Source organism: Janthinobacterium sp. GW821-FHT03C08 (assembly GCF_059420905.1).
In genome coordinates, this window is sequence record NZ_JBWKUP010000022.1 from 13,395 (window position 1) to 32,864 (window position 19,470).

A 19,470-nucleotide genomic window follows, 5' to 3' on the forward strand; every position below is an offset into this window, starting at 1 on the left:
TATTTGTACATCTGGCACGACCCGGCCGAGCGCATGCTGGTCGCTTCCGGCCTGGAATTCAGGGATGTCATTCCGGTCCTGGTCAGGGCCGACGGCATCGTCCTGCGCAGGGGCGGCGCCGGAACGGCCAGGAAACCCGCCGTCTGGCAGGGCTTGGCGCCGCAGCAATTGCCGGCCCTGGCGCACGAGGATATGCACGCCTGGGGCAGCCATGCCTGGGCCGATTGGCAGGCGGATGGCCAGGGCCGGCGGCCGGCCTGCCTGGACGGGGACATGGCCGCGATGCTCGACCACGGCGGCGCGCGCGCCCCGCTGCCGGCCCTGCGCGGCCGCTTCCTCGCCTTTGCCCACGACGACGGCTGGTACTTGAAACTGCTGTATGCGGCGTGGGACGACGCGGCCCGGCTGCTGGCCGGGGCCATCCCGCCATGGCTGGGCACGCTAGACATGGATGCCCTGGAACAGGGCGACGACGGCTACTGGCTGCAGGACGGCACGCGCCAGGTGGAACTGAAAACCCACGATATCGACAGCGTGCTGAACCGCCGCCTGTAGCCTGCCGAGGGTGTGCCGGCCAGGGCGCGTCCCTGCGCCAGCGCCCACCATGGACTTGGCGGCAACAGCCTGGGCACGGTGGGGCGGGAAGCGTGATACTTCCGGTGGCAGCTGGCGCGCCGGACGGCCATTGCTTGTTGCACGCGTGCACCGCGCAGGCGGGCAGCGGGCCGTTCGCTGAACGCCGCCGCATCGCGGCGCTGCCAGCGTGGCGCCGTCGCGCGCTGCGTGGCGGTCATCGCCGATATCGCGTCCCTTGCCGGCGGCGTCAGGCGCCGCGCTGTTCCTGCCTGTCCATGAGCAGGGTCAGGCGTGCCGCCATGCCGGCATGCTCGCGCAGCAAGCCGTCGCGCTCCTGCGCCAATGTTTTCATTTTTTGCTGCGATGCCTGCGCATTTTCCGCCAGCAAGTCGAGCTGTTTGTCCTGCGCGGCCAGCGCCACACGCGCATCGTTGAGCGCCTGCAAGGCCGCGTCCAGCTTGGCCAGCAGGGCGTCGGCGGAGGCGGCCGCCTGCAGGTACTGGAATTCGAACTGGTCGCGCTCGGGGCGCACGGTGGCCAGCGCTGCACGGTCGGTGGCCGCTTCGTCAGCCAGACGCGCGTGCTCCGCCTGCAGCTGGGCCAGGCGCATGTCCTGCTGCACCAGCGTCGCTTGCTGGCCTTGCAGGCGCTGCTGCAGCTGGGCGTTGTCTTGCTCCAGCCGGCTGATCCGTTGCTGCGCCTGGGCCCGTTCCTCGCTGCGCTGGGCGGCGGCCGCTTCCTGGTAATGGTCGAACTGCGAGCGCACCTGCGCCAGCTGGCGGTTCAGGGCGGCGATTTCCTCGCTCCGGTCGGCCAGGCGCTGCGTCAGGCCCGCGTTGTCGCTGTGCAGGGTGGCCAGGGTGACGGCGCGGAAATGGTGTTCTTCCTTCAGCTGCGCCAGCGCGTGCTGCGTGGCGCGCAATTCCTGGGCGAGGGCGGCGCGCGCCTCCGTCAGTTTCAAGCGTTCGCTCTCCGTCTTCTTCAGTGTTTCCAGCGCCGCGTCGCGTTCGGCGCGGTGTTGCTGCATGCCCGTTTCCAGCTGCTGCGCCACGTCGCGCTGCTGCTTGTCATAGACGCCGCGCATCGCCTCCATCAGTTCGACCGGCAAGCCCGCTTCCGTTTTCACGGCGCCCGCGCCCTGGAACTCTTCCTTCCAGCGCTTGAGCAGGGGCGCGATGGTGCTCTTGCTGCCCGTGCTGCCCAGCGCTTCGCGCACGCTGTCGACCGTGGGATTGCGCCCATCGGCAGCAACGAGCTGGGCTGCTTTCATAACATCAGAGTACAGAATGCCAGTGCGGGCCATGAAATCACCTATGAGCGAAATTTAGTAACGTATTACATGATACGTAATATTGAATAATATTACGATATAAATTTTACTCTATTTTGAAAAATATAAGGCGCTATAAGATTGCTTATCGCGTGTTATGGGGGTGGTTTGCATGGTATTCTGCGTATCTCCCAGTACACCGCCACGATATCGCCACTGCCATGCCCGATTTGCCCCTGACTAAACGCCGCCTTGCCGTGCCAAAAAACACCGCGATCGCTGATGCGCCGTTACACGGCGCCCTCGTCGACGCCGGGCTGGCCGCGCGCCACCGGGCGTTTCTCGCCGCCGCCACGTCGGACAACACGCGCCGCACCTACCGCTCCGCCATCCGCCACTTCCAGGCCTGGGGCGGGGCGCTGCCCGCCGACGAGTCTGCCGTCATCCGCTACCTGCTGGCGTATGCGGACAGCCTGAACGCCCGCACCCTGGCCCTGCGCCTGACGGCCCTGTCGCAATGGCATGTGTACCAGGGCTTTGCCGACCCGGCGTCCACGCCCACCGTGCGCAAGACGCTGGCCGGCATCGCGCGCATGCATGGCAAGCCGAAAAAGAAGGCCAAGGCCCTGCCGCTGGAAGACCTGGAAACCATCGTGGAAAAATTGCACGCGCTGGGCACGACGAAAGCCTTGCGCGACAGCGCCTTGCTGCAGCTGGGATTTTTTGGCGCTTTCCGGCGCAGCGAACTGGCGGGATTGACGGTGGAAGACGTGAGCTGGGAAAAGCAGGGCCTGGTGATCACCTTGCCCCGCTCGAAAACGGATCAATTGGGGGAGGGCATCGTCAAGGCGATCCCGTTCGGCGACGGCGTCTGCTGCCCGGCCACGGCCTTGCGCGCCTGGCTGGACGCGGCGCACATCCGCACGGGGCCGCTATTGCGCACGGTCAATCAGTGGGGCCACGTGGGAGGAAAAGGATTGCACGCGAGCAGTATCAACACGATATTGGAAGGCTGCGCCCGGCTGGCAGGACTCGATTACGTGCCGGAATTATCGAGCCACAGCCTGCGCCGCGGCATGGCCACCAGCGCGCACCGGGCCGGCGCCGATTTCCAGGCCATCAAGCGCCAGGGCGGCTGGCGCCACGACGGCACCGTGCATGGCTACATCGAGGAGGCGGGGCGTTTCGAGGAAAATGCGGCGGGCAGCTTGTTGAAGGCGAAGGGCAAGCCGGTGAGGTGAGGCGGCCGACCACCCTTGGCTGGCATCACTACAGCGGCAGGACATCTGGGGCGTAACTAAACGGAGAAAAAATTTCGAGCATAGAGGTCAAGAAAATATTTTGGTCCCGTATCGGGGCCGCTAACAATGGATGGCCGCTTTTGGCTGCGGACTCAATCGATCAACGCAACACTTTAACTTAAATGCATCGTTGTAGAGCGGAAATGATGCAAAAGAGCACTCGAATTGAGTGCTCCGCGTACCGCGAAAACCGTGATTAACGTTGCAAGTGGTTTAACAACGGAAGAGTTCATGGTGGAATCCACCGAAAAGCTCAAGTAGCTTTTGCTTGAGCGCCGTAGTAGCCGCTGCAGGGCAGGGCGATTGGCACGGCAGACCCGATCTCGTCGTTGGATCAGGCAGAGACGGGATCGCAGCCCCGTTGCCTGGCAGGACGCCTGAGCTCCAACACGATCCATCGGTTTCTCATCTTTCAAGAACTATGGATCAGGAGTGTCTAAGACCCCAATGGCACCGTCCGCTGCCGCCCCAAAGGAGTCATTGGATTTTTCCCGAAGCGGACATTGACCTCCTCCGAGGTAAGCTGCGCCGGGGAAGGGGCACTGCGACTGGGGTGGGAGGAGCCATAAGGTTGGCGTCAGCAGCTTGCCCAATCAGTTGGGCAGCAGGACGTTCATGCACTATCTACCACCAACCCAAAGCACCATATCGATCTTACGCGGCGTCCATTCCGTAGAGCCAAGTAAGTGATTCAATTCTTTAGCCTTTCGGGCATAGATATCGACTAACAGTACTCCATCAGGTAAGCGCAGTTGTTTCAGATCGCCCTTCTTGTTCTTTTGGTTCATTTTCGATATGGCGCTCGCCTCTGGTAGGCTCTCTATCTGCGCCAAGGCCTTAACAGCAAATTGATCGACAGTTCCGAAGTGCTCAGGGTACATCAATGAAAGTAACCCCGATGCGCCGGCTATTCCCAGGCCCTTTATTTCTGTCGCGGTGCAGAGGCCCAAGCGAATATTGCTGGGGTCCAGATTCAGGAGTTTTTTCCGGACGCTGTCCAATGCGCTCAGTTCATTGGTTTCAGTGTACTTCCTGAGATGGCTAGTGGTTGTGGCGTAGCGATTGTCCGCAGTGTATTTCCAGCGGAAGTACTCGTTACGTAGGAAGTCGTACCATTCTTGTGGCGTGAACCGCTGAAGCCTATTTTTATCCAATGCGTTCAGCGCATGTTCCAATTCAATATTTTGCAACTTGACAAAATGCCAGTAGCGTTGCAATGCCTGCTCCCAAGCCGAGGAATTAGATGAGTGCCAAAGTTCAGAAATATCCATTGCAAAAGACTCCAATATGGACAGGACTCTGCGACCTGTTTTTTCGCTCGTATAACCAGATACAGCCAATCGTTTCGTTTGCGCCGCTTTCGTGAACCCGGCGCGCCCGCTCCTTCCTGAATATGCGAGGCGATTTCCATTTCAGCGACAGAAAGCTTTTACCCTCAGGCCTACCTATTCACTAGTCCTGCTTTCCAAAGCGAAGATGTGACCTCCATTTGATGATTTGGAGCCTTGCTTTGACCAGAGAGTACCAGTTTCCAAAGGGTCGCCTCATCGTCGGCAAGGCTAGGGGTGGCGTGAAGCAATTCAAGCGCTTTCAGTCCATAGATTTTATTTTTCTGAGACCTAGTGTATTTGCCACGGGGAATTCCAATAATTTTTCCGCTCTCGCAAATACCAAGGAATGTTGCCCTTGGGCAGCACTTTGCCTGCGAGGATGGGCTATTCGGAAAAATCTCCTGGACGGCAACGGCCCAAGCATCCTCTACCGTTGCCGCCTTTCCTTCGGTGTATGCGCGAACCGCAGCGATTGCTGCCACTCCATATTTTCCCATGACTACCTCGGTAAATTGATTGCTGAGGCTTAGACTCCTGTTACGCAGCAACGTCCGGTGTTGGCCGCTTGCCGTCAGCCGACTTCCGGCCGAAATGACCAATGGGCGGCTTCAATCCTAAGCGTGTCGCCAGACTGCAGCTCTATTTCAAATTGCCCAGTCTTTAATTCCGCAGAACTGTTGACAGATGAGGACGGTCCCCAACTCTTGCGTCTTGGAAGTTCGATGCTTGTAAATCCTTCAAATACAAGCATATGAGGTGGCAAGCCAACTGGCAGTAAACGTATATCGCATCGGGCGGCCTCCCAGCTGACGTAGATGGCTGAAAGCGTAGCGTCGTGTATTGATAAGGTACTAAAATGCATAGCTTTTTTCCAAAAATTTCAAGTGGCCGCTCTTGGCCGAACTCAGACCGTCAGACGTTGTTCGGCAAAGCAAGTGAGGCCGCAATCCATCCTAATCCCGCGCCAGATGCCAACGAAGCTACTGACGCAATTTGCATCTGTTGAAGCTTACGGGGAAGCTCCAATGTCCGGATTCGTGTAGCGGCCATCCAAGTAGCACAAATGAAGTATCCCGTGAGACCGGGCCAGAATGCCATGGGAAAGAAGTAACTAAGCAAAAGAAGAAGTGGAATCCCTACAAGGTGCATCTTCCTCAAAGTTGCAGTCTCCTTGAGCAAACGGCCATGCTGCGTCTCATCACCGTATCGCAATGACCGCTCAGAAATTACGGCGGCAAGTAAAAATCCACCAAGAATAAAGCCAACAGGTATAAGACTCATATGCAAATTGCTGTTAGTGAGAAAAGAGTTCATCCTAGCGAAATTGGATAACTGATTGTCCGCTTCTGGCCGGTTGCCGCCGGTGGCCGCAATGAAGCCGTCTGTCCCGCAAATTCCGCTATTTGACTCCGACGGCACCCCAGCCATCGTAATACCCATTGCGAACTTCCACCAGGGATTGCAGCGCGCGTGTAGTCGCCTGCATTGCTTGCAACTCTGGCACCATCTTGCGCTTGGCGTGAATTTCCCATTGCTTCGTGGTGGGCGGCTGGCCAACGCCTACAATCGCGTATCCCAAGGTACTGATTTTCTCTGCAGTGGCAACCGCGTCGTCCTTTCGTGTAAAGACAAGAAAAAAATCGATGTCATGTACTTTGGTAAAATCCGCGCCGTTCTGACGCAGCGTTTCTATGACCCGTGCATCCTGTTGTTCGGCAATTGACGTTTGAGCAAAGACTGTCGATGCTGCAAACCATGCAATTACCAACGTCGCGCAGGTTAACAGGCGAAGTGGCTGCATAGAGATGTGATCTTTCTTGATCTAGTATAAAAATGTGGTGGGCACATTGGCCAACGACGGCTGGCTGTCTGCTTCTGGCCGCTTGCCGTCGTTGGCAGGTTCCGCCCCGATGCAGACCTACGGGCGATGCACGTGCAACTGGTTTTCCGGCTTCTGGAAAGCGCGAATCCGTTTTGAGCGTAGCCTACGTATCCATAAGCGCCGGCGCAACCTCGAACCGCACCGCACCGCGCCGTTCAGGAAGCAGGCGAGGCGACATCTTCGCCCACTACCGCCTTCGGGTGGCCCATGTTGTGCGCCATTACGGCATGCCGGCACAGGCGGAAGCGCCGCCCGATTCGCGCCCTCGCCACGCCTGGCCTCAGGTCTTTGGCGTATCGAGCTTCGCCAGCGCCTGCCTGGCCTTGTCGAACGCGGGATCGAGCGCCAGCGACTGCATATAGCTCGCGCGCGCCTTGGCCTTGTCGCCCAGTTGCTCGTAGGCCATGCCTTTGCGCCACCAGGCACCAGCGGGAGGCGCCACCTGGACTGCGGCGTCGAAGCCCAGGTAGCGATCCAGCAGTGCTATCGCCTCGGTGGTTTCATAGCCGCCGTCGATGCGGGTCCTTGCAGCCTGGTACACCGACGGTGCGTGGCTCGGATTGCGGTCATACAGCTTGGCGGCGCCGCGCAGGTCGCCGCGCATCACCAGATCGAGGGCTAGCATCATGTCGGAATCGGCCTGCACGGCCAGTTGCACCGGTTTGCCGTACAGGCGTGCCTCGATCTTCTCGGCAACGTCGCTTGCTCCCATGCCCGTGTTGGAAAGGACGATGAGCGTATAGCCGCTGCCCTGGTAGCGGCGGAACACCGCTTCGATGCCGGGCGCACCGCCATTATGGCCAATGACGGTGTCGCCGAAAGCGCTCTTGCGCCACCAGCCGAAGGCGTATTCCTTGTCCGGTCCCACAGGGGTCCACATGGCTGCCTTGCTCGCTTCGGACAACAACGCCGTTCGCTTAAGCGCCTGATCGTAGCGCAGCATATCGCGCGTGGTCGTGCGCATGCCGCCATCGGAGGACGGCGGGGGGACTGACCTCACGTTGGAGCTTATGCTGCCGTCGCCGTTGCGGGTGTAGCCGATCGCGCGCTTAGACAATGGCTCGTCTTCGAGGGTGAGCGAACTGTCAGTCATGCCGGCAGGCTTGAATATATGGTCGCGCAGGTAGTTGCGGTAGGACTGGCCGCTGGCTTTTTCGACGACGGCGCCGAGCAGCACCATGCCCGAATTCGAATACTGGAAGCGGCTGCCGGCCGCAAAGCTGGGGGGCTGGTCGTAAATCAGGGGCAGGAAGGCGTCAATGGTGCGCAGCTTGCCCATGTTCGCGGCGAAGTCCTTGTGCGCCATGTAGTTGCCGGTGCCGGCCGAGTGGTTCAGCAAGTGGGCGACGGTGATCGTGTCCTTCTCCGCGTAAGGGATGTCGGGCAGGAAGCGGGAGATCGGGTCGCTTAGTTTGAGCTTGCCTGCTTCGGCCAGCTGCAAGATGGACACCGCAGTGAAGGTCTTGCCGATGGAGCCAATGTTAAAGCGCGTGTTGGCGCGGTTTGGCACATTGGTCTCGCGATTGGCCAGGCCCACGGCCGCTTCATAGACGGTCTTGCCGTCATGCGCCACCAGCACCGTGCCGGCGAATATGCCGACCTTACCGTAGCTTTGTACGATGGCATCGAGGTCGCGCTCGATATTGTCCGCCTTTGCAGCGGTACCGACCATCAAGAAACAGGCTAGCAAAACTCGAAACATGTTGTTCTCCATCTAACCGCCCACCGGGCGCTTTGGCGTCTCGGCGACGTGTTTTTATTCGTTGGGCGGCAAAGTAGCGGTCCCTGCCAGGTGGGAAGTGTCCGCTCGTGGTCGGTTGCCGTCTAGCCGAAAACCTGTTTGTACCAATACATCTTCGGAGCAGCAAACCAACCTTCATTCCTGGTATTTCTGAACTGAGCCAGCTGCTTCATGGGTATTGGGTACCGGGAAAAAAGTGCTAGCAAGTCCCGTAAGGACGCTTGACTGAGATTCGATGACCTCGTCACAAGCGTATCTTGCTCCCACCGAAGCGTGCCCGAAATTTGCATGCCCCACTCGAACGCATGTCGTTCGTCACGTTGCGAGGCGAAGGTGATGCCAGAACAGTCAAGTCGAACCATCAATTCTTTCCAATCGTTGCGCTGAGTGCGTTACCAAGACTGCCACCCAGCCCCGCGCCGTGCTCTTCTTCCGGCTAACCCGGTCGTCTAAAACTGCGCTTTCATGTCCGCAGTTTTCTGCCAGAAAAAATCATCAAAATATCCATTTCATCTTTCTGCTGCTTAGCAACCACACCGTGGCGGGTTCGGCGCAAAGCGCTGGCGGCCAGCCTTTCACTGCCAGAGGCTGAATCTGCTGAATAGCTGGTTGACTCTTCAGCAAGACCATTATTTGACTTTCCATTTTTTCTTGCTCGCGCGAGTGACCGATTTTGGCCGGTTGCAGTCATCCGCAGGTTCCGCCCCATAGCGGACGCTGGGTCGGCGTCTCATTTTCGCCGGCGCTCCCAACTCTGTATGCGAGTAATTTGTTGAATCGACCCGGAAAACATACCAAAATGCCCCTTGTCCTTCGCACTGAAGATACCTTCGACCAATACATAACCCCCACTCAATTTCTTCGAACTGCGAGATTGTTGATCTGTAAGCGATATCGAAATTGCGTTTGATGGCAAAGACTTAACAAAATCCTCGCGATGCAGATATAGGGCATCACCCTCGAACTCTAAGTTCAAGAAGGCGATCAGACGAATCGACGTACCGTCATACTGCCTGGGATTGGCTATGAGCTGGATCATCGAGACGTCGAGGAGTTCGCTCGCATCGGCGGTGGTGCATATGCAAATTAGAGCAACAATAAATGTTCGCAAACCTTTTGCATATCTCATGGACCTTCCTTTACTGTCTTGTACAAATATTAATGCCGTTGAGTAGGATCAATGAAGTGAATTCACAGCGTCTTGAATATCGTTGATCAACAAGGCAAGATCGGGTTTGTCGCCATACATATCAAGTTCGCGAGTGACCGCTTGTGGCCGGTTGCCGCCAATTTCATTTATTTTCTTTCGATTGAAATGATGCCCGCATGTCTTCATTCAGCTGTATAAATTCACGTACCAACTTATCGCAAGCCGACTTGCTAGCTTGACACTGCACATTCATGTTGACGGATATCGTTCCGTCATGAGAAACGATGGCTCGCCTGACCATAGCCGGATAAGCTGGATGGCCTTCTGGAGCAAAGGACCAAAACACATCCATGTCCCGCTCAATTGCAATTGTCCAGTTACCTTGTTTGCTTACTTCGGTACCCGGCTTCGCTCGTAGCGCAGCCAAAGCTTCGGACACAGATTTATACTCAATGCCTGACTGTCCGGACTCGGGCAAAGGCGCTTCCTGAGCATATGCTGAAATACAAGTAAAAAAAGTAAGGGCCAATAGTCGTTTCATGCTCATCTCCGTTGAGTTCTTGAACCGTCCGCTTGTGGCCGATAGCAGAAAGCCAGAACGGCTCAGTGTATGGCATTGTCACTCTTTTGAATAGCGAAAGACAGGAAAGTATTTTAACGAGACGTTCCAGGGTAATGCTGGCGGTCTCTCGTACCAAGTGCAACACCGGCTTAATGTATCGAATCGGCTTGTAATTGCAGTCCGATCATGTGTTCAGTACGGCAGATGGCGTTTTCCAGCCGGGCGTTTGCCAAGGCCGGCCTTGCGCCGGATTTCGCCGCTGATCGAACTGGGTGAACGGCCAAGGCGTTCAGCAATAATTCGGGCGCTGCACTGGTCATCGCGCACCGTCATCCCGACGGCGCGCTCTTGGCTCGTTGAGTGGAAATAAATTCCGGGCATCGCAATACCTTGCAGGAGCAGGTGCTCCTCTCGCTTTTAGAGAATGCCACCGTTTTTTTGACATGTAAATAATTTACTTATTTTTCAGGAAGTCGTAGACAGAAACAATCATTCCTAAAAAGAATACCAAAAAACCAATTTTTGCAAATAAATCAAAAAAAATTTCTCGATTCGAAACTTATCAGTACCATTGAGCCGGCAATCAGAAATCCACACAAGGTTATCAACGTTCCCCTTTGAATGCCTTTGTTTTTCATATCAGTTTCAAATAAAATAAAATCCAACTATTATGCAAGAAATAATGCGTTAAGCGGAATCTAAGCCCGTCTTGCGATGCGCGGGCAACACGCCGCCGAGCCAGCTGTATAAAGAACCATCGTCGGCGGCATACGCCAGCTTGCAGCCCACGAGCTGGCCATCCGCTTCCGCGATCAGCACCAGCGTACCGACGGGCAGGCGTTCCCGCAGCTGTGCCAGGCTGCGCCGCTGGTCGAATTCGGGGATGGCTTGCAGCACCTGCCAGGCTTGCGCGATGCTGCCGATGCGTATCATGCGGCCGCTTTTTCGCGCTCGGAAGGGCGGATGATCATGCAGGTGGCCGTCGCGTGCGCGTACACCTTGCCGGCTTCGTCGCGGATCGTGCCTTCGGAAATGACCAGGTTGCGGCCTGCATTGATGACCTTGCCTTCGGCGTAGACCGTCACGTTGAAGGGCAGGGGACGGCACATCTTGATGTTCAGGTCCGTCGTGCCGTAGCTTTCGCCGGCCGGCAGGACCGTGTGCGTGGCGCAGCCCGTGACCGTGTCGAGCACGGTGGCGGCGAAACCGCCGTGCACGCCGCCCATGGGATTGGTGTGGTTTTCATTCGCCGTGGCCGTGAAGATGACGCGGCCGTGCTCGATCGTGTGCGCATCCATGGGCATGGTCCTGGAAATGCCGGGCCGGGGGAACAGGCCTTGCGCGAAAGCTTGCATCAGTTGCAAGCCGGTCATGTCGTTGGGGTGCATGGTAACTCCTGTGGTAGTGATGTGGGGATGGGTCAGGCGTCCTGCGCAAAACGCAGGCGCGAGGCGTGCAGCAGGAAGCGGGCGACGACGGCCAGCTCTTCCTCGCTGAAACCGGATTTCAGTTGTTCGTTGAGGCTGTCGAGCAGGGGCAGGGCGGCGGCCAGCACCTCGGCGCCCCTGGGCGACATGTGCAGGGTGCCGGCGCGCGCATCTTTCGCGGACTGGCCGCGCACGATCAGGCCGTTTTCTTCCATGCGCGCCACGAGGCCCGTGACGGCGGAATTTTTCAGCTGCAATTGCCGTCCCAGATCCTTCAGCTGGCAGCCTTCCTCGCCCTTCAGGGCAAACAGGGCGACGACTTGCGTGCCGGAAAAGCCCAGTTCGCTGCTAAACACGGCGTCGGCCGAGCGGAACAGGTTCTGGCGCGCCAGGCTGAGCAGGTTGAACAGGCGCGGCGAACGCTCGCCCAGCGGGCAGGCTGCTGTCGTGTCGGGATGGTCTGGAGAGGAGGAATTGATACGCATGCGGAGTATACTACTACGTATGCGTAATAAATCAAGCGTGATGTGCTAATCCCGCTGGTGGCGCCCCACGTAGCGGGCGCGTGGCCGTATCAGCGCCGCGCTGGCCGCCTGTTCTGCGGCATGGGCGATCCAACCGGCCGAACGGGCCAGGGCAAACACGCTCGTGCCCGCACCTTCGGGCCAGCCGAAGGCCAGCTCCATGGCCGCCAGCGCCAGGTCGGCATTCGGTTTCATTTCGAGCAACTGTTCCGCCGTCGCGCATGCGGCCAGGATGGCACCCAGCCGCGGGTAGCCGTGCGCCATCGCTGCCAAACGCTCCAGCAGATACGCGGCGCGCGGGTCGCCTTGCGGATACAGCGGGTGGCCGAAGCCGGCGCATGCCGGCGCGGTGGCCGTGTAAAAGGTGCCGATGGCGTCCCTGGCGTCTGGCACGGCCAGCGCCGCGCTCAGCATGCGCCGGGCCGCGGCGCTGCCGCCGCCGTGTTTATGGCCGGACAGGGCCGCCAGTCCGGCGCCCAGCGCGGCCGGCAGGCTGGCGCCCGTCGAGGCGACGCAGCGTACGGCGAACGTCGAGGCATTCAATTCATGGTCGGCCAGCAGTACGAGGGCAGCGCGCAGCACTTCCGTTTGCTCCGCATCGGCTTGCCACGCCCGGGCCAGTTGCAAGTGCAGCGGCAAGGCTGATGGCGCCGTCCTGAGCAGGGCGGCGGCCAGGATACGCATCAGGGCGGGGCCGGACTGCAGCATGTCCGCAGGTTCAGGCCCGGATGCCAGCATGGCCATGGCGATCATGGCGCGCGCCAGCGGCGGCCCGTCCGGCGCACAGGCCAGCCCTGGCGGCAGGGCTGGCGCGTCCTGCTGAAAATAGTCGCTCGCCTTATCGTCCCACAGCAGGCCGGCAGCCGTCTCCAGCGTCGCGGACTCGGCCAATGCCGTCGTATCGCAGCCCCGGTACAGCAAGCGTCCGTCGAGCATGTGGGAAATTTGCGTCTCCAGCACGGGCAAGCCCCAGTGCATGGCGGCCACGGCCGCCTGGCCGCCCCGCTTCGCGTCATTTTTCCGCGCTGCCAGGCGCAGCACGTCCTCGCGCGGATAGCGCTTGCGACGCGATGTACCGTTGCTGGCGGAGACCAGCAAGCCCCGGCTGACATAGGCATACAGGGTGGGCAGGCTGACGCCCAGCAGGCGCGCCGCGTCGAGGGCAGATAGGTCGTTGTGCATGGCGGCCATTGTAGCGGCTGTCACTTTATATTGATTGATGGAATCAAGATTGACGGGCCGGGCGGCGCGTCACTAGACTCATGCCTTTCCAGGAGCCTCCATGAGCACACACACCATTCGCACCCTGCGCGCAGGCGACGCCGCGCCGCTGCTGGCCTTCGAACTGGCCAACCGGACCTGGTTCGAGCGCCATATCGACCCGCGCCCGGACGATTTCTACAGTGCCGGCGGCATTGCCGCGCACGTCGCGCAGTTCCTCGGCCAGCATGCGCAGGGGCAGCTGCACCCCTGCGTCATCGTGGACGGGCAGGGGCAGGTGATCGGCCGCGCCAACCTGAAGGATATCGACGTGGACCTGGGCACGGCCGAAGTCGGCTACCGTATCGGGCAGCGGCAGGCGGGAAAAGGGCTGGCCACGGCCGCGCTGCGCCATCTGATTACCCTGGCACAAGACGAATGGCAGCTGGCCAGCCTGTGTGCCTACGCCATCGACGGCAATGCGGCCTCCATCCGCGTGCTGGAGCGCTGCGGCTTTGTGCGCGCCGCGCCCGTGCCGCAGATTGCCGTGGTGGACGGCAAGGTTGTCGATGGCCATGCCTATGCGCTGGACGTGCGGGCGGCTGGGGTAGACTCTATCCTGTTATAAAAATAAAGTTGACAGATATGAATCGCGAAAGGCCTCAACACATCATCGTCATCGGCGCCGGCATCGTCGGCGCGTCGCTCGCATACCACCTGGCCAGCAAGGGAGCACAAGTCACCATGCTCGAGGCGGGCGGCATCGCGTCCGGTGTGACGGGCACTTCGTTTGCGTGGATTAACACGTCCTGCGCGGGGATTGATCCCATTGCGGCCCTGCGCGGCGACGCCATCGCGGCCTGGCGCCAGCTGGCAACGCAGGTGCCCGGCTTGACCGTCTGCTGGCACGGCGCCTTGTCGTATGGCACGCAAGATGGGCGCGTGTCGCCCGAATCCATCTTGATAGACCGCTCGCGCATCGCCCGGCTTGAACCGCAACTGCGGCGGCCGCCGCAACAGGCCGTCCACGAGCCGGAGCAGGGCGCCGTCGACACGGTTGCCGCCACGCACGCCTTGCTGGCGGCGGCCGAGGCGCTCGGCGCGACGGTCCGCACGCACACGCCCGTGCTGGGTTTTACCGTCCGGGACGCGCAGGTGACGGGCGTGGAAATGGCTGCGGGCCGCATCGAGGCTGATATGGTCGTGCTGGCGGCAGGCACGGGCACGGCCAGCCTGGCAGCGCAGCTGGGAGTTGACTTGCCGATTCTCGCCTCGCCCGCCATCTTCCTGCGCTACCAGGCGCCGCCGGGCCTCGTCCGCGGCATCATTTCCAATCATGCAATGGAAGTGCGGCAAGCCGAGGACGGGACCATGCTGGCAGCGGAAGATTACGTGGACGACGCGCCGGAAAACCAGCCCGCCGCCATGGTGCTACGCACGGCCAGCGCGATCCGGGAAGAACTGGAAGGGGCGGAGTCCATCGCGCCGGAATTCGCCTGCATCGGCCTGCGCCCCATGCCCGCAGACGGGGTGCCCGTCATCGGCTATCTGCCAAATATCAAAGGGGTGTACGTATGCGCCATGCATCCGGGCGTGGTGCTGGCCGTCGTCGTGGGGCAGCTGGCCAGCGGGGAAATTGTCACTGGCGAGCCAGCGCCGGCCCTGGAGGCTTGCCGGCCCGCGCGTTTTCTGGCGTGCTGATTCTTAAGGCACCCGCGCCACGAACACTGCCAGGATGAACGGCTCCGGCTCCTGCGCATCGCCTTCCTCCGACGGGGCCTGCATATAGTGCTCGTTGCGCCAGTCCCCGTTCACCACGCGCTCGGCGATCAGCGCCAGATCCTGCGTTTCGCGCAGCGCGCAGCGAAACGGCAGCCGGCCATGCGAGCGCGACACCAGGCTGAAGCGCAACTGGCGGCTTTGCGCATCGTGCCAGCAATAGAACAGCATATCCTCGCCAGCGAGCGCGCTGCGGCGCGCCGCGATCACCTCACCGATGAAGGCAACGATATCGGCCGCATGGATCTGCGGCGTTTCCTCGTCCGTGGGCGAAAAGCTCCACATATTGGTTCTGGCTTCGTGGCTGATGTCGTCGGGATCAATCTCCACGGCATCGTCCTTGGCCATGGCTAGCCAGCTGTTGACGACAGTTGAATGAATCATGTGAAGCTTTCAGTACTTATTAATATTTGTTTATTTGCGCATAACCGGCTGGATTATGCCGACGTGTCCATTCATCCGCGACTTCGCCCATGGTTTTAGCAACGCCATCACCTATCCAAGCCATGAAATCACGGTCAAGCTTGAATTCGGGACCGCACTGATCCAACAGGAAGCGTCTGAGGTTTTTGGTGCTTTTATAGCAAACGTCGACGCCGGATGTTTAGGTTTGGAAAACAAAGCACTAAACGAAGTTCCAAGCACTTCCTTGTAAGAATTGCTGTCGGAATAGATTAAATTAAACCTGCAGTATTATCTTATTTCTTGCTCTGTTGCGAAGTGGAATTTTCATAATAATGACAATGCCCAGTTAAATAGCCGCAAATATAGTTAATTATTTTCCTAAGCAGTATAATTTCGTCGAATTTTGCTTCTCTTCTAAGACGAGTAAATGTGACGCCCAATGGACTACCCACCTTCAATACATCACCATCAGAGATTTTCTTGTCTAGTTGGTGTGCGCATTGATTGCGAAGCTTATTTAAATTTCTAAGAGATGAAATTACATGATCGCCAAGTTCATTGAATGCATCAACAATTGTCAATTTTTGATGAAAGGACAGAGTGCCACTCTCGATTATCTTATCGCCACGTGGAAACTTGAATGTGATATAGCGTTCGAGTAAACTCTCAGAAAATAAATGCGCTCTTAGTATGAGCATTGTTGGATCACCTTCGTCACCGATTGCTGCAGTGAATTTATTAAATTCCCGCTCACGAGAAATTTTTTCCTCATCATCAATTTCAACGGCGTCAATGGACCTCTCACCCTCTTTAGACTCCACAATTTCTGGCGAGGAATTAAATTCTGTTTTTGCAACTTTTTTCATATTCTCGTTTTCTCTATTTTTAGTAAGTAATATTTATTGGCATAAAAAATCAGGTACTGGTTAAGCGCATGCCTTCATTTCGGCTATATCCTTATTCACTTCTACTTTTTCACTTCATCATCATCTTGGTATACAAAAAAAGTTGGGAATGTCTCGTCAATGCCCCCACGGGGTAGTGGTAAGCTAAACCACCATGCGTCTTTTAAGGCAATCTCATGCATCATAGTTAAAAATCAACGGCATAACTATTATTTCCTGTAGTAAGTCACATACCCTCACCCCCGCGGCCCATCCGCCAACAACTCCGCCAGCCTGTCCGTCAGCCACAAACTCGTCTCGCTCAGCTTCTTCCCGTGGATAGCCAGCCGCCGCACCGGCAGGCGCGATAAAGCCAGCGCAGGGCAGGGCACTTCCTGCAGATAGCCCTTGTAATTGTCGTAATTGGCGATATTCAGCGGCAGAATCGCCCAGCCCAGCTCGTCCGCGACCATTTCCGCGATGCTGTAGAAACTGTCGGAAAACCAGACGGCGGGGCTGAAGGCGTGTTCGCGGTTCAGCTCGGAATCCATGATCAGCTGGCGGTAGCGGGTCAGCTCGTTGCGGCTCACTTCCTGGCCGTGCGCCATGGGGTGGCCCTTGGCCACGAACACGCCTTGCGCCACGCTGCCGATGTGCTGCTGTTCCAGCACGGGAGAAATCGGGCCGCGGTCGAAGTGAAAGGCCACATCGGCTTGCTGCTGCTCCACGTATTGCGCCACCTCGGATGCCGTGGCGTTGAGCATGACCAGTTCCAGCGCCGGGTAGCGCGCCGCCAGTTCCTTCACCAGGGTGCCGATGGCCAGGTAGGGCAGGGCTTCGTCCAGCGCCAGGGTCAGCTGCGCTTCGGGCGCGGCGCTCAGGAGCTGGGCGCGCAGCTGCAGGCGCTCGGCCTGGCGCAGCAGTTCGCACGCTTCCAGGTGCATCACCTTGCCCGCTTCCGTCAGCACGGCGCTGCGGCGCGAGCGGTCGAACAGTTCCACGCCGAATTCCGCTTCCAGCAGGCCGATCGAGGTGCTGACCACCGATTGCGCGCGGCCCAGCCGGCGCGCCGCGCCCGAGAAAGAACCGGCCGCGACGGCCGCCTCGAAGTAGCGCATCTGTTCCAAAGTCCATTGCATGGCATCCACCTATCTGTTTTCCAGATGGATTTTAACTTGAATGCCATTCAGGGGCGACATAAAATGCTTTTACTAATTCAATAACATGAGATCCGCCATGAAAAACGCCCAAGCCCCTACCCCCGCCATCAGCTTCAGCTGGTGTCACGACGCCACCGCCGAAGATGCGCTGTGCAAGCTCTACCTTGACAACGTCAGCGCCGACTACATCTCCCATTCGGAGCTGCAGGGCGAACGCGCCGATGCGCCCGGCAACTGGCGCGCAAACTTGCCGGAAGTCATACGTGGCGAAATCCGCGCCGCCCTGTCGCATGACTGGGCGCATGGCGATTCGACCCTGCTGGCTGTCGCCACGGCGGGCGAGGCCATCGTCGGCATGGCCTTGGTGTCCATCGACACGCGCCAGCGCGCCTCGAAATCGTTCGCCGCGCTGGATGACCTGGTCTTGCTGCCGTCCGTGCGCGGCAGCGGCATCGGCAGCCTGCTGGTGGAGTGGATCGCCGGCGAATTGCGCAGCCACGGCATCGCCCGTTTGTTCCTCGAATGCGGCGCGCACAACCTGACGGCGCAGGCATTCTTCCAGGGCCGCGGCTTCAAGCAGGTGTCCGTCGTCATGCTGCGCGAACTCGACGCAGCCACAGCGAGTGCGGCCGTGGATGACAAGCATGGCGACCGTGGCTGACGCCCGCCGCCCCCGTCCAGCCCAGGCCCGTGGCAGCCTGGAACGTAAATATTTGCGCAGCACCAAGTTCATCCACACCGACAGTTGTTAAAAGTTACATTAAATCCATGAGTTGTTTATGCATCCAATGAAAAAATGGCTGACGCTGGCCATCGTCTCCAGCGCCCTGTTCCTGATCGTGGTCGACATGACCGTGCTCTACACCGCCTTGCCCGCGCTGACGCGCGACCTGCAAGCTTCCGCTTCCGAAAAACTGTGGATCATCAACGTCTATGCGCTGGTCGTCTCCGGCCTGCTGCCCGGCCTCGGCACCCTCGGTGACCGCCTGGGCCACAAACCCGTCTTCCTCGCCGGCCTGGCCGTGTTCGGCATCGCCTCACTGTGCGCCGCGTTTTCGCCCGCGCCGGAATGGCTGATCTTTGCCCGCGTGCTGCTGGCCATCGGCGCCGCCTTGATGATGCCGGCCACCCTGTCCATCATCCGCCTGACCTTTACGGACAACCGCGAGCGCTCGTTCGCCATCGGCGTGTGGGCGGCGATTGCCTCCGGCGGCGCCGCCTTCGGCCCCGTGCTCGGCGGTTTCCTGATGGAACATTACTGGTGGGGTTCCGTCTTCCTGATCAACGTGCCCATCGTCGTGCTGACCCTGGTGCTGGCCACCGTCATCCTGCCGAAACGGGCCGGTAACCGCGACAAGCCGTGGGACTTGAAGGGCTCGCTGCAAATCATGATGGGCCTGCTTGGCGGCGTGTATGCCATCAAGGAGCTGGGCAAGTCGCAGCCCTCGTATGCGCTGGCCGCCGCTTCGTTCGCCGTGGGCGCCTTCTTCATGCTCAAATTCGTGCGCCGCCAGAAGCGCCAGGCCAGGCCGCTGATCGACTTCGCCCTGTTCCGCGAACTGCCGTTTTCCAGCGCCGTGGCCGCTGCCATGGTGGCGTCCGCCGCCCTGATCGGCATGGAACTGGCGCTGAGCCAGCACATGCAGCTGGTGCGGGAATTGTCGCCGCTGGAAGCGGGCTTGCTGCTGTTGCCGCTGCCGCTGGCGTCCGTCTTTGCCGGTCCGCTGACGGGTTTCCTGCTGCCGCGCGCCGACAAGGCCAAGGTCCTGTGGGGTTCCTTGCTGCTGTCGGGCATCGGCATGGCATCGTATCTGCTGCTGCACAACGCCACTGTCGCGGCGCAGGTGGCCAGCCTGGTAATCCTGGGCCTGGGCCTGGGCGCCGTCATGACGGCCGCGTCCAGCGCCGTGATGCTCAACGTGGCGCCGCAACAGGCCGGCATGGCCGCCTCGATCGAGGAAGTGTCGTACGAGCTGGGCGCCGTGATCGGCGTGACAGTGCTGGGCACCATCCTGTCGGCCGTCTACAGCGCCACCCTGGTGATCCCGGAAAGCGCGGGCGTATTGCCTAACGTGCATGACACCCTGGACGCGGCCCTGCAGGCCGCCGAGCAGCTGCCGGCCGAACTGGGCCTGCAAGTATCGGAACTGGCCCGTTCGGCCTTCGACAAGGCATTTGTTGCCGTGCTGGCAACGGCTTCCGCCATCCTGATGGCGGCCGCCGCCGCCATCCGCCATCTGCATCTGCGGGCGCGCCGCGTGGCCTGATCGGCGCGGAC

The 19,470-nt window shown here is 59.5% G+C and carries 23 protein-coding genes and 1 pseudogene; 6 read left to right on the plus strand and 18 right to left on the minus strand.

Annotated elements, in window-relative coordinates:
* The first annotated feature begins 3 nt into the window (after positions 1-3).
* The gene (locus AC07VL_RS24980; RefSeq protein ID WP_494808229.1) at positions 4-555 is read left to right on the plus strand and encodes a hypothetical protein; all 552 of its coding nucleotides are present in this window, start codon (positions 4-6) and stop codon (positions 553-555) included.
* A gap of 268 nt (positions 556-823) precedes the next feature.
* On the opposite strand, the gene AC07VL_RS24985 is transcribed toward AC07VL_RS24980, so the two are convergent.
* Positions 824-1,846 (minus strand): DNA-binding protein, encoded by a 1,023-nt coding sequence (locus AC07VL_RS24985; protein WP_494808230.1) that lies wholly within the window; start codon positions 1,844-1,846, stop codon positions 824-826.
* A gap of 257 nt (positions 1,847-2,103) precedes the next feature.
* On the opposite strand from AC07VL_RS24985, the gene AC07VL_RS24990 reads away from it, so the two are divergent.
* Positions 2,104-3,087: a site-specific integrase gene (locus tag AC07VL_RS24990; RefSeq protein WP_494808231.1), complete on the plus strand. Its 984-nt coding sequence runs from the start codon at positions 2,104-2,106 to the stop codon at positions 3,085-3,087.
* Positions 3,088-3,767: 680 nt separating this feature from the next.
* Here AC07VL_RS24990 and AC07VL_RS24995 read toward each other — a convergent pair.
* The 13 genes from AC07VL_RS24995 to AC07VL_RS25055 form a co-directional block, all read right to left on the minus strand.
* Entirely contained in the window at positions 3,768-4,418 is a 651-nt protein-coding gene (locus AC07VL_RS24995; protein WP_494808232.1) for a hypothetical protein, read from the minus strand.
* A gap of 170 nt (positions 4,419-4,588) precedes the next feature.
* Positions 4,589-4,975 carry a DUF6979 family protein gene (locus tag AC07VL_RS25000; protein WP_494808233.1) on the minus strand — a complete coding sequence of 129 codons (387 nt, stop codon included), beginning with the start codon at positions 4,973-4,975 and terminating at the stop codon, positions 4,589-4,591.
* A 415-nt stretch (positions 4,976-5,390) separates the two neighbouring features.
* Positions 5,391-5,918 carry a hypothetical protein gene (locus AC07VL_RS25005; protein WP_494808234.1) on the minus strand — a complete coding sequence of 176 codons (528 nt, stop codon included), beginning with the start codon at positions 5,916-5,918 and terminating at the stop codon, positions 5,391-5,393.
* Entirely contained in the window at positions 5,878-6,279 is a 402-nt protein-coding gene (locus tag AC07VL_RS25010) for a ribonuclease E inhibitor RraB (RefSeq protein WP_494808235.1), read from the minus strand. Before AC07VL_RS25010 ends, AC07VL_RS25005 begins: the two co-directional genes overlap by 41 nt.
* Before the next feature lie 361 nt (positions 6,280-6,640).
* Positions 6,641-8,074 (minus strand): serine hydrolase domain-containing protein, encoded by a 1,434-nt coding sequence (locus AC07VL_RS25015; RefSeq protein WP_494808236.1) that lies wholly within the window; start codon positions 8,072-8,074, stop codon positions 6,641-6,643.
* A gap of 490 nt (positions 8,075-8,564) precedes the next feature.
* Positions 8,565-8,792 carry a hypothetical protein gene (locus AC07VL_RS25020; protein ID WP_494808237.1) on the minus strand — a complete coding sequence of 76 codons (228 nt, stop codon included), beginning with the start codon at positions 8,790-8,792 and terminating at the stop codon, positions 8,565-8,567.
* A 39-nt stretch (positions 8,793-8,831) separates the two neighbouring features.
* Positions 8,832-9,230, minus strand: coding sequence for a hypothetical protein (locus AC07VL_RS25025; protein ID WP_494808238.1), 399 nt, complete (start codon positions 9,228-9,230; stop codon positions 8,832-8,834).
* A 163-nt stretch (positions 9,231-9,393) separates the two neighbouring features.
* Positions 9,394-9,792, minus strand: coding sequence for a hypothetical protein (locus AC07VL_RS25030; protein WP_494808239.1), 399 nt, complete (start codon positions 9,790-9,792; stop codon positions 9,394-9,396).
* A gap of 213 nt (positions 9,793-10,005) precedes the next feature.
* On the minus strand, positions 10,006-10,194 hold the full coding sequence (locus AC07VL_RS25035) for a helix-turn-helix domain-containing protein (RefSeq protein WP_494808240.1): 189 nt from the start codon (positions 10,192-10,194) through the stop codon (positions 10,006-10,008).
* A 306-nt stretch (positions 10,195-10,500) separates the two neighbouring features.
* On the minus strand, positions 10,501-10,746 hold the full coding sequence (locus AC07VL_RS25040) for a GNAT family N-acetyltransferase (RefSeq protein WP_494808241.1): 246 nt from the start codon (positions 10,744-10,746) through the stop codon (positions 10,501-10,503).
* A complete protein-coding gene (locus AC07VL_RS25045; protein WP_494808242.1) occupies positions 10,743-11,201 on the minus strand; it encodes a PaaI family thioesterase in 459 nt (152 codons plus the stop codon). The genes AC07VL_RS25040 and AC07VL_RS25045 overlap by 4 nt, the downstream gene beginning before the upstream one ends.
* 32 nt (positions 11,202-11,233) lie before the next feature.
* Positions 11,234-11,725: a MarR family winged helix-turn-helix transcriptional regulator gene (locus AC07VL_RS25050; protein WP_494808243.1), complete on the minus strand. Its 492-nt coding sequence runs from the start codon at positions 11,723-11,725 to the stop codon at positions 11,234-11,236.
* Between the two features lie 45 nt (positions 11,726-11,770).
* Positions 11,771-12,970: a citrate synthase family protein gene (locus AC07VL_RS25055; RefSeq protein ID WP_494808244.1), complete on the minus strand. Its 1,200-nt coding sequence runs from the start codon at positions 12,968-12,970 to the stop codon at positions 11,771-11,773.
* A gap of 76 nt (positions 12,971-13,046) precedes the next feature.
* Between AC07VL_RS25055 and AC07VL_RS25060 the strand changes: the two genes are divergently transcribed.
* Both AC07VL_RS25060 and AC07VL_RS25065 read left to right on the plus strand, forming a co-directional pair.
* Positions 13,047-13,592, plus strand: coding sequence for a GNAT family N-acetyltransferase (locus AC07VL_RS25060; protein ID WP_494808245.1), 546 nt, complete (start codon positions 13,047-13,049; stop codon positions 13,590-13,592).
* Positions 13,593-13,609: 17 nt separating this feature from the next.
* Complete coding sequence (locus AC07VL_RS25065; protein WP_494808246.1) at positions 13,610-14,665, plus strand: NAD(P)/FAD-dependent oxidoreductase; 1,056 nt, start codon at positions 13,610-13,612, stop codon at positions 14,663-14,665.
* A gap of 3 nt (positions 14,666-14,668) precedes the next feature.
* On the opposite strand, the gene AC07VL_RS25070 is transcribed toward AC07VL_RS25065, so the two are convergent.
* The 4 genes and pseudogenes from AC07VL_RS25070 to AC07VL_RS25085 form a co-directional block, all read right to left on the minus strand.
* Positions 14,669-15,091, minus strand: coding sequence for a hypothetical protein (locus AC07VL_RS25070; RefSeq protein ID WP_494808247.1), 423 nt, complete (start codon positions 15,089-15,091; stop codon positions 14,669-14,671).
* A gap of 55 nt (positions 15,092-15,146) precedes the next feature.
* Positions 15,147-15,326: pseudogene (locus tag AC07VL_RS25075) on the minus strand (DUF6434 domain-containing protein); the annotation flags it as partial.
* A gap of 115 nt (positions 15,327-15,441) precedes the next feature.
* Positions 15,442-16,014, minus strand: a complete 573-nt coding sequence (locus AC07VL_RS25080; RefSeq protein WP_494808248.1) for a hypothetical protein — start codon at positions 16,012-16,014, stop codon at positions 15,442-15,444.
* 275 nt (positions 16,015-16,289) lie between these two features.
* Positions 16,290-17,171: a LysR family transcriptional regulator gene (locus AC07VL_RS25085; RefSeq protein ID WP_494808249.1), complete on the minus strand. Its 882-nt coding sequence runs from the start codon at positions 17,169-17,171 to the stop codon at positions 16,290-16,292.
* Positions 17,172-17,268: 97 nt separating this feature from the next.
* Between AC07VL_RS25085 and AC07VL_RS25090 the strand changes: the two genes are divergently transcribed.
* Together AC07VL_RS25090 and AC07VL_RS25095 are read left to right on the plus strand one after the other, a co-directional pair.
* Entirely contained in the window at positions 17,269-17,853 is a 585-nt protein-coding gene (locus AC07VL_RS25090; RefSeq protein WP_494808250.1) for a GNAT family N-acetyltransferase, read from the plus strand.
* A gap of 127 nt (positions 17,854-17,980) precedes the next feature.
* The gene (locus AC07VL_RS25095) at positions 17,981-19,459 is read left to right on the plus strand and encodes an MFS transporter (RefSeq protein WP_494808305.1); all 1,479 of its coding nucleotides are present in this window, start codon (positions 17,981-17,983) and stop codon (positions 19,457-19,459) included.
* The last annotated feature ends 11 nt before the right edge of the window (positions 19,460-19,470 follow it).

What these genes read in the sequence shown, in the direction of transcription:
- AC07VL_RS24985 (WP_494808230.1), bottom strand. Translation starts at nt 1,846, where the DNA reads ATGAAAGCAGCCCAGCTCGTTGCTGCCGATGGGCGCAATCCCACGGTC.
- AC07VL_RS24995 (WP_494808232.1), bottom strand. Translation starts at nt 4,418, where the DNA reads ATGGATATTTCTGAACTTTGGCACTCATCTAATTCCTCGGCTTGGGAG.
- AC07VL_RS25000 (WP_494808233.1), bottom strand. Translation starts at nt 4,975, where the DNA reads ATGGGAAAATATGGAGTGGCAGCAATCGCTGCGGTTCGCGCATACACC.
- AC07VL_RS25005 (WP_494808234.1), bottom strand. Translation starts at nt 5,918, where the DNA reads ATGGGTATTACGATGGCTGGGGTGCCGTCGGAGTCAAATAGCGGAATT.
- AC07VL_RS25010 (WP_494808235.1), bottom strand. Translation starts at nt 6,279, where the DNA reads ATGCAGCCACTTCGCCTGTTAACCTGCGCGACGTTGGTAATTGCATGG.
- AC07VL_RS25015 (WP_494808236.1), bottom strand. Translation starts at nt 8,074, where the DNA reads ATGGAGAACAACATGTTTCGAGTTTTGCTAGCCTGTTTCTTGATGGTC.
- AC07VL_RS25020 (WP_494808237.1), bottom strand. Translation starts at nt 8,792, where the DNA reads ATGACTGCAACCGGCCAAAATCGGTCACTCGCGCGAGCAAGAAAAAAT.
- AC07VL_RS25025 (WP_494808238.1), bottom strand. Translation starts at nt 9,230, where the DNA reads ATGAGATATGCAAAAGGTTTGCGAACATTTATTGTTGCTCTAATTTGC.
- AC07VL_RS25030 (WP_494808239.1), bottom strand. Translation starts at nt 9,792, where the DNA reads ATGAAACGACTATTGGCCCTTACTTTTTTTACTTGTATTTCAGCATAT.
- AC07VL_RS25035 (WP_494808240.1), bottom strand. Translation starts at nt 10,194, where the DNA reads ATGCCCGGAATTTATTTCCACTCAACGAGCCAAGAGCGCGCCGTCGGG.
- AC07VL_RS25040 (WP_494808241.1), bottom strand. Translation starts at nt 10,746, where the DNA reads ATGATACGCATCGGCAGCATCGCGCAAGCCTGGCAGGTGCTGCAAGCC.
- AC07VL_RS25045 (WP_494808242.1), bottom strand. Translation starts at nt 11,201, where the DNA reads ATGCACCCCAACGACATGACCGGCTTGCAACTGATGCAAGCTTTCGCG.
- AC07VL_RS25050 (WP_494808243.1), bottom strand. Translation starts at nt 11,725, where the DNA reads ATGCGTATCAATTCCTCCTCTCCAGACCATCCCGACACGACAGCAGCC.
- AC07VL_RS25060 (WP_494808245.1), top strand. Translation starts at nt 13,047, where the DNA reads ATGAGCACACACACCATTCGCACCCTGCGCGCAGGCGACGCCGCGCCG.
- AC07VL_RS25065 (WP_494808246.1), top strand. Translation starts at nt 13,610, where the DNA reads ATGAATCGCGAAAGGCCTCAACACATCATCGTCATCGGCGCCGGCATC.
- AC07VL_RS25070 (WP_494808247.1), bottom strand. Translation starts at nt 15,091, where the DNA reads ATGGCCAAGGACGATGCCGTGGAGATTGATCCCGACGACATCAGCCAC.
- AC07VL_RS25080 (WP_494808248.1), bottom strand. Translation starts at nt 16,014, where the DNA reads ATGAAAAAAGTTGCAAAAACAGAATTTAATTCCTCGCCAGAAATTGTG.
- AC07VL_RS25085 (WP_494808249.1), bottom strand. Translation starts at nt 17,171, where the DNA reads ATGCAATGGACTTTGGAACAGATGCGCTACTTCGAGGCGGCCGTCGCG.
- AC07VL_RS25090 (WP_494808250.1), top strand. Translation starts at nt 17,269, where the DNA reads ATGAAAAACGCCCAAGCCCCTACCCCCGCCATCAGCTTCAGCTGGTGT.
- AC07VL_RS25095 (WP_494808305.1), top strand. Translation starts at nt 17,981, where the DNA reads ATGAAAAAATGGCTGACGCTGGCCATCGTCTCCAGCGCCCTGTTCCTG.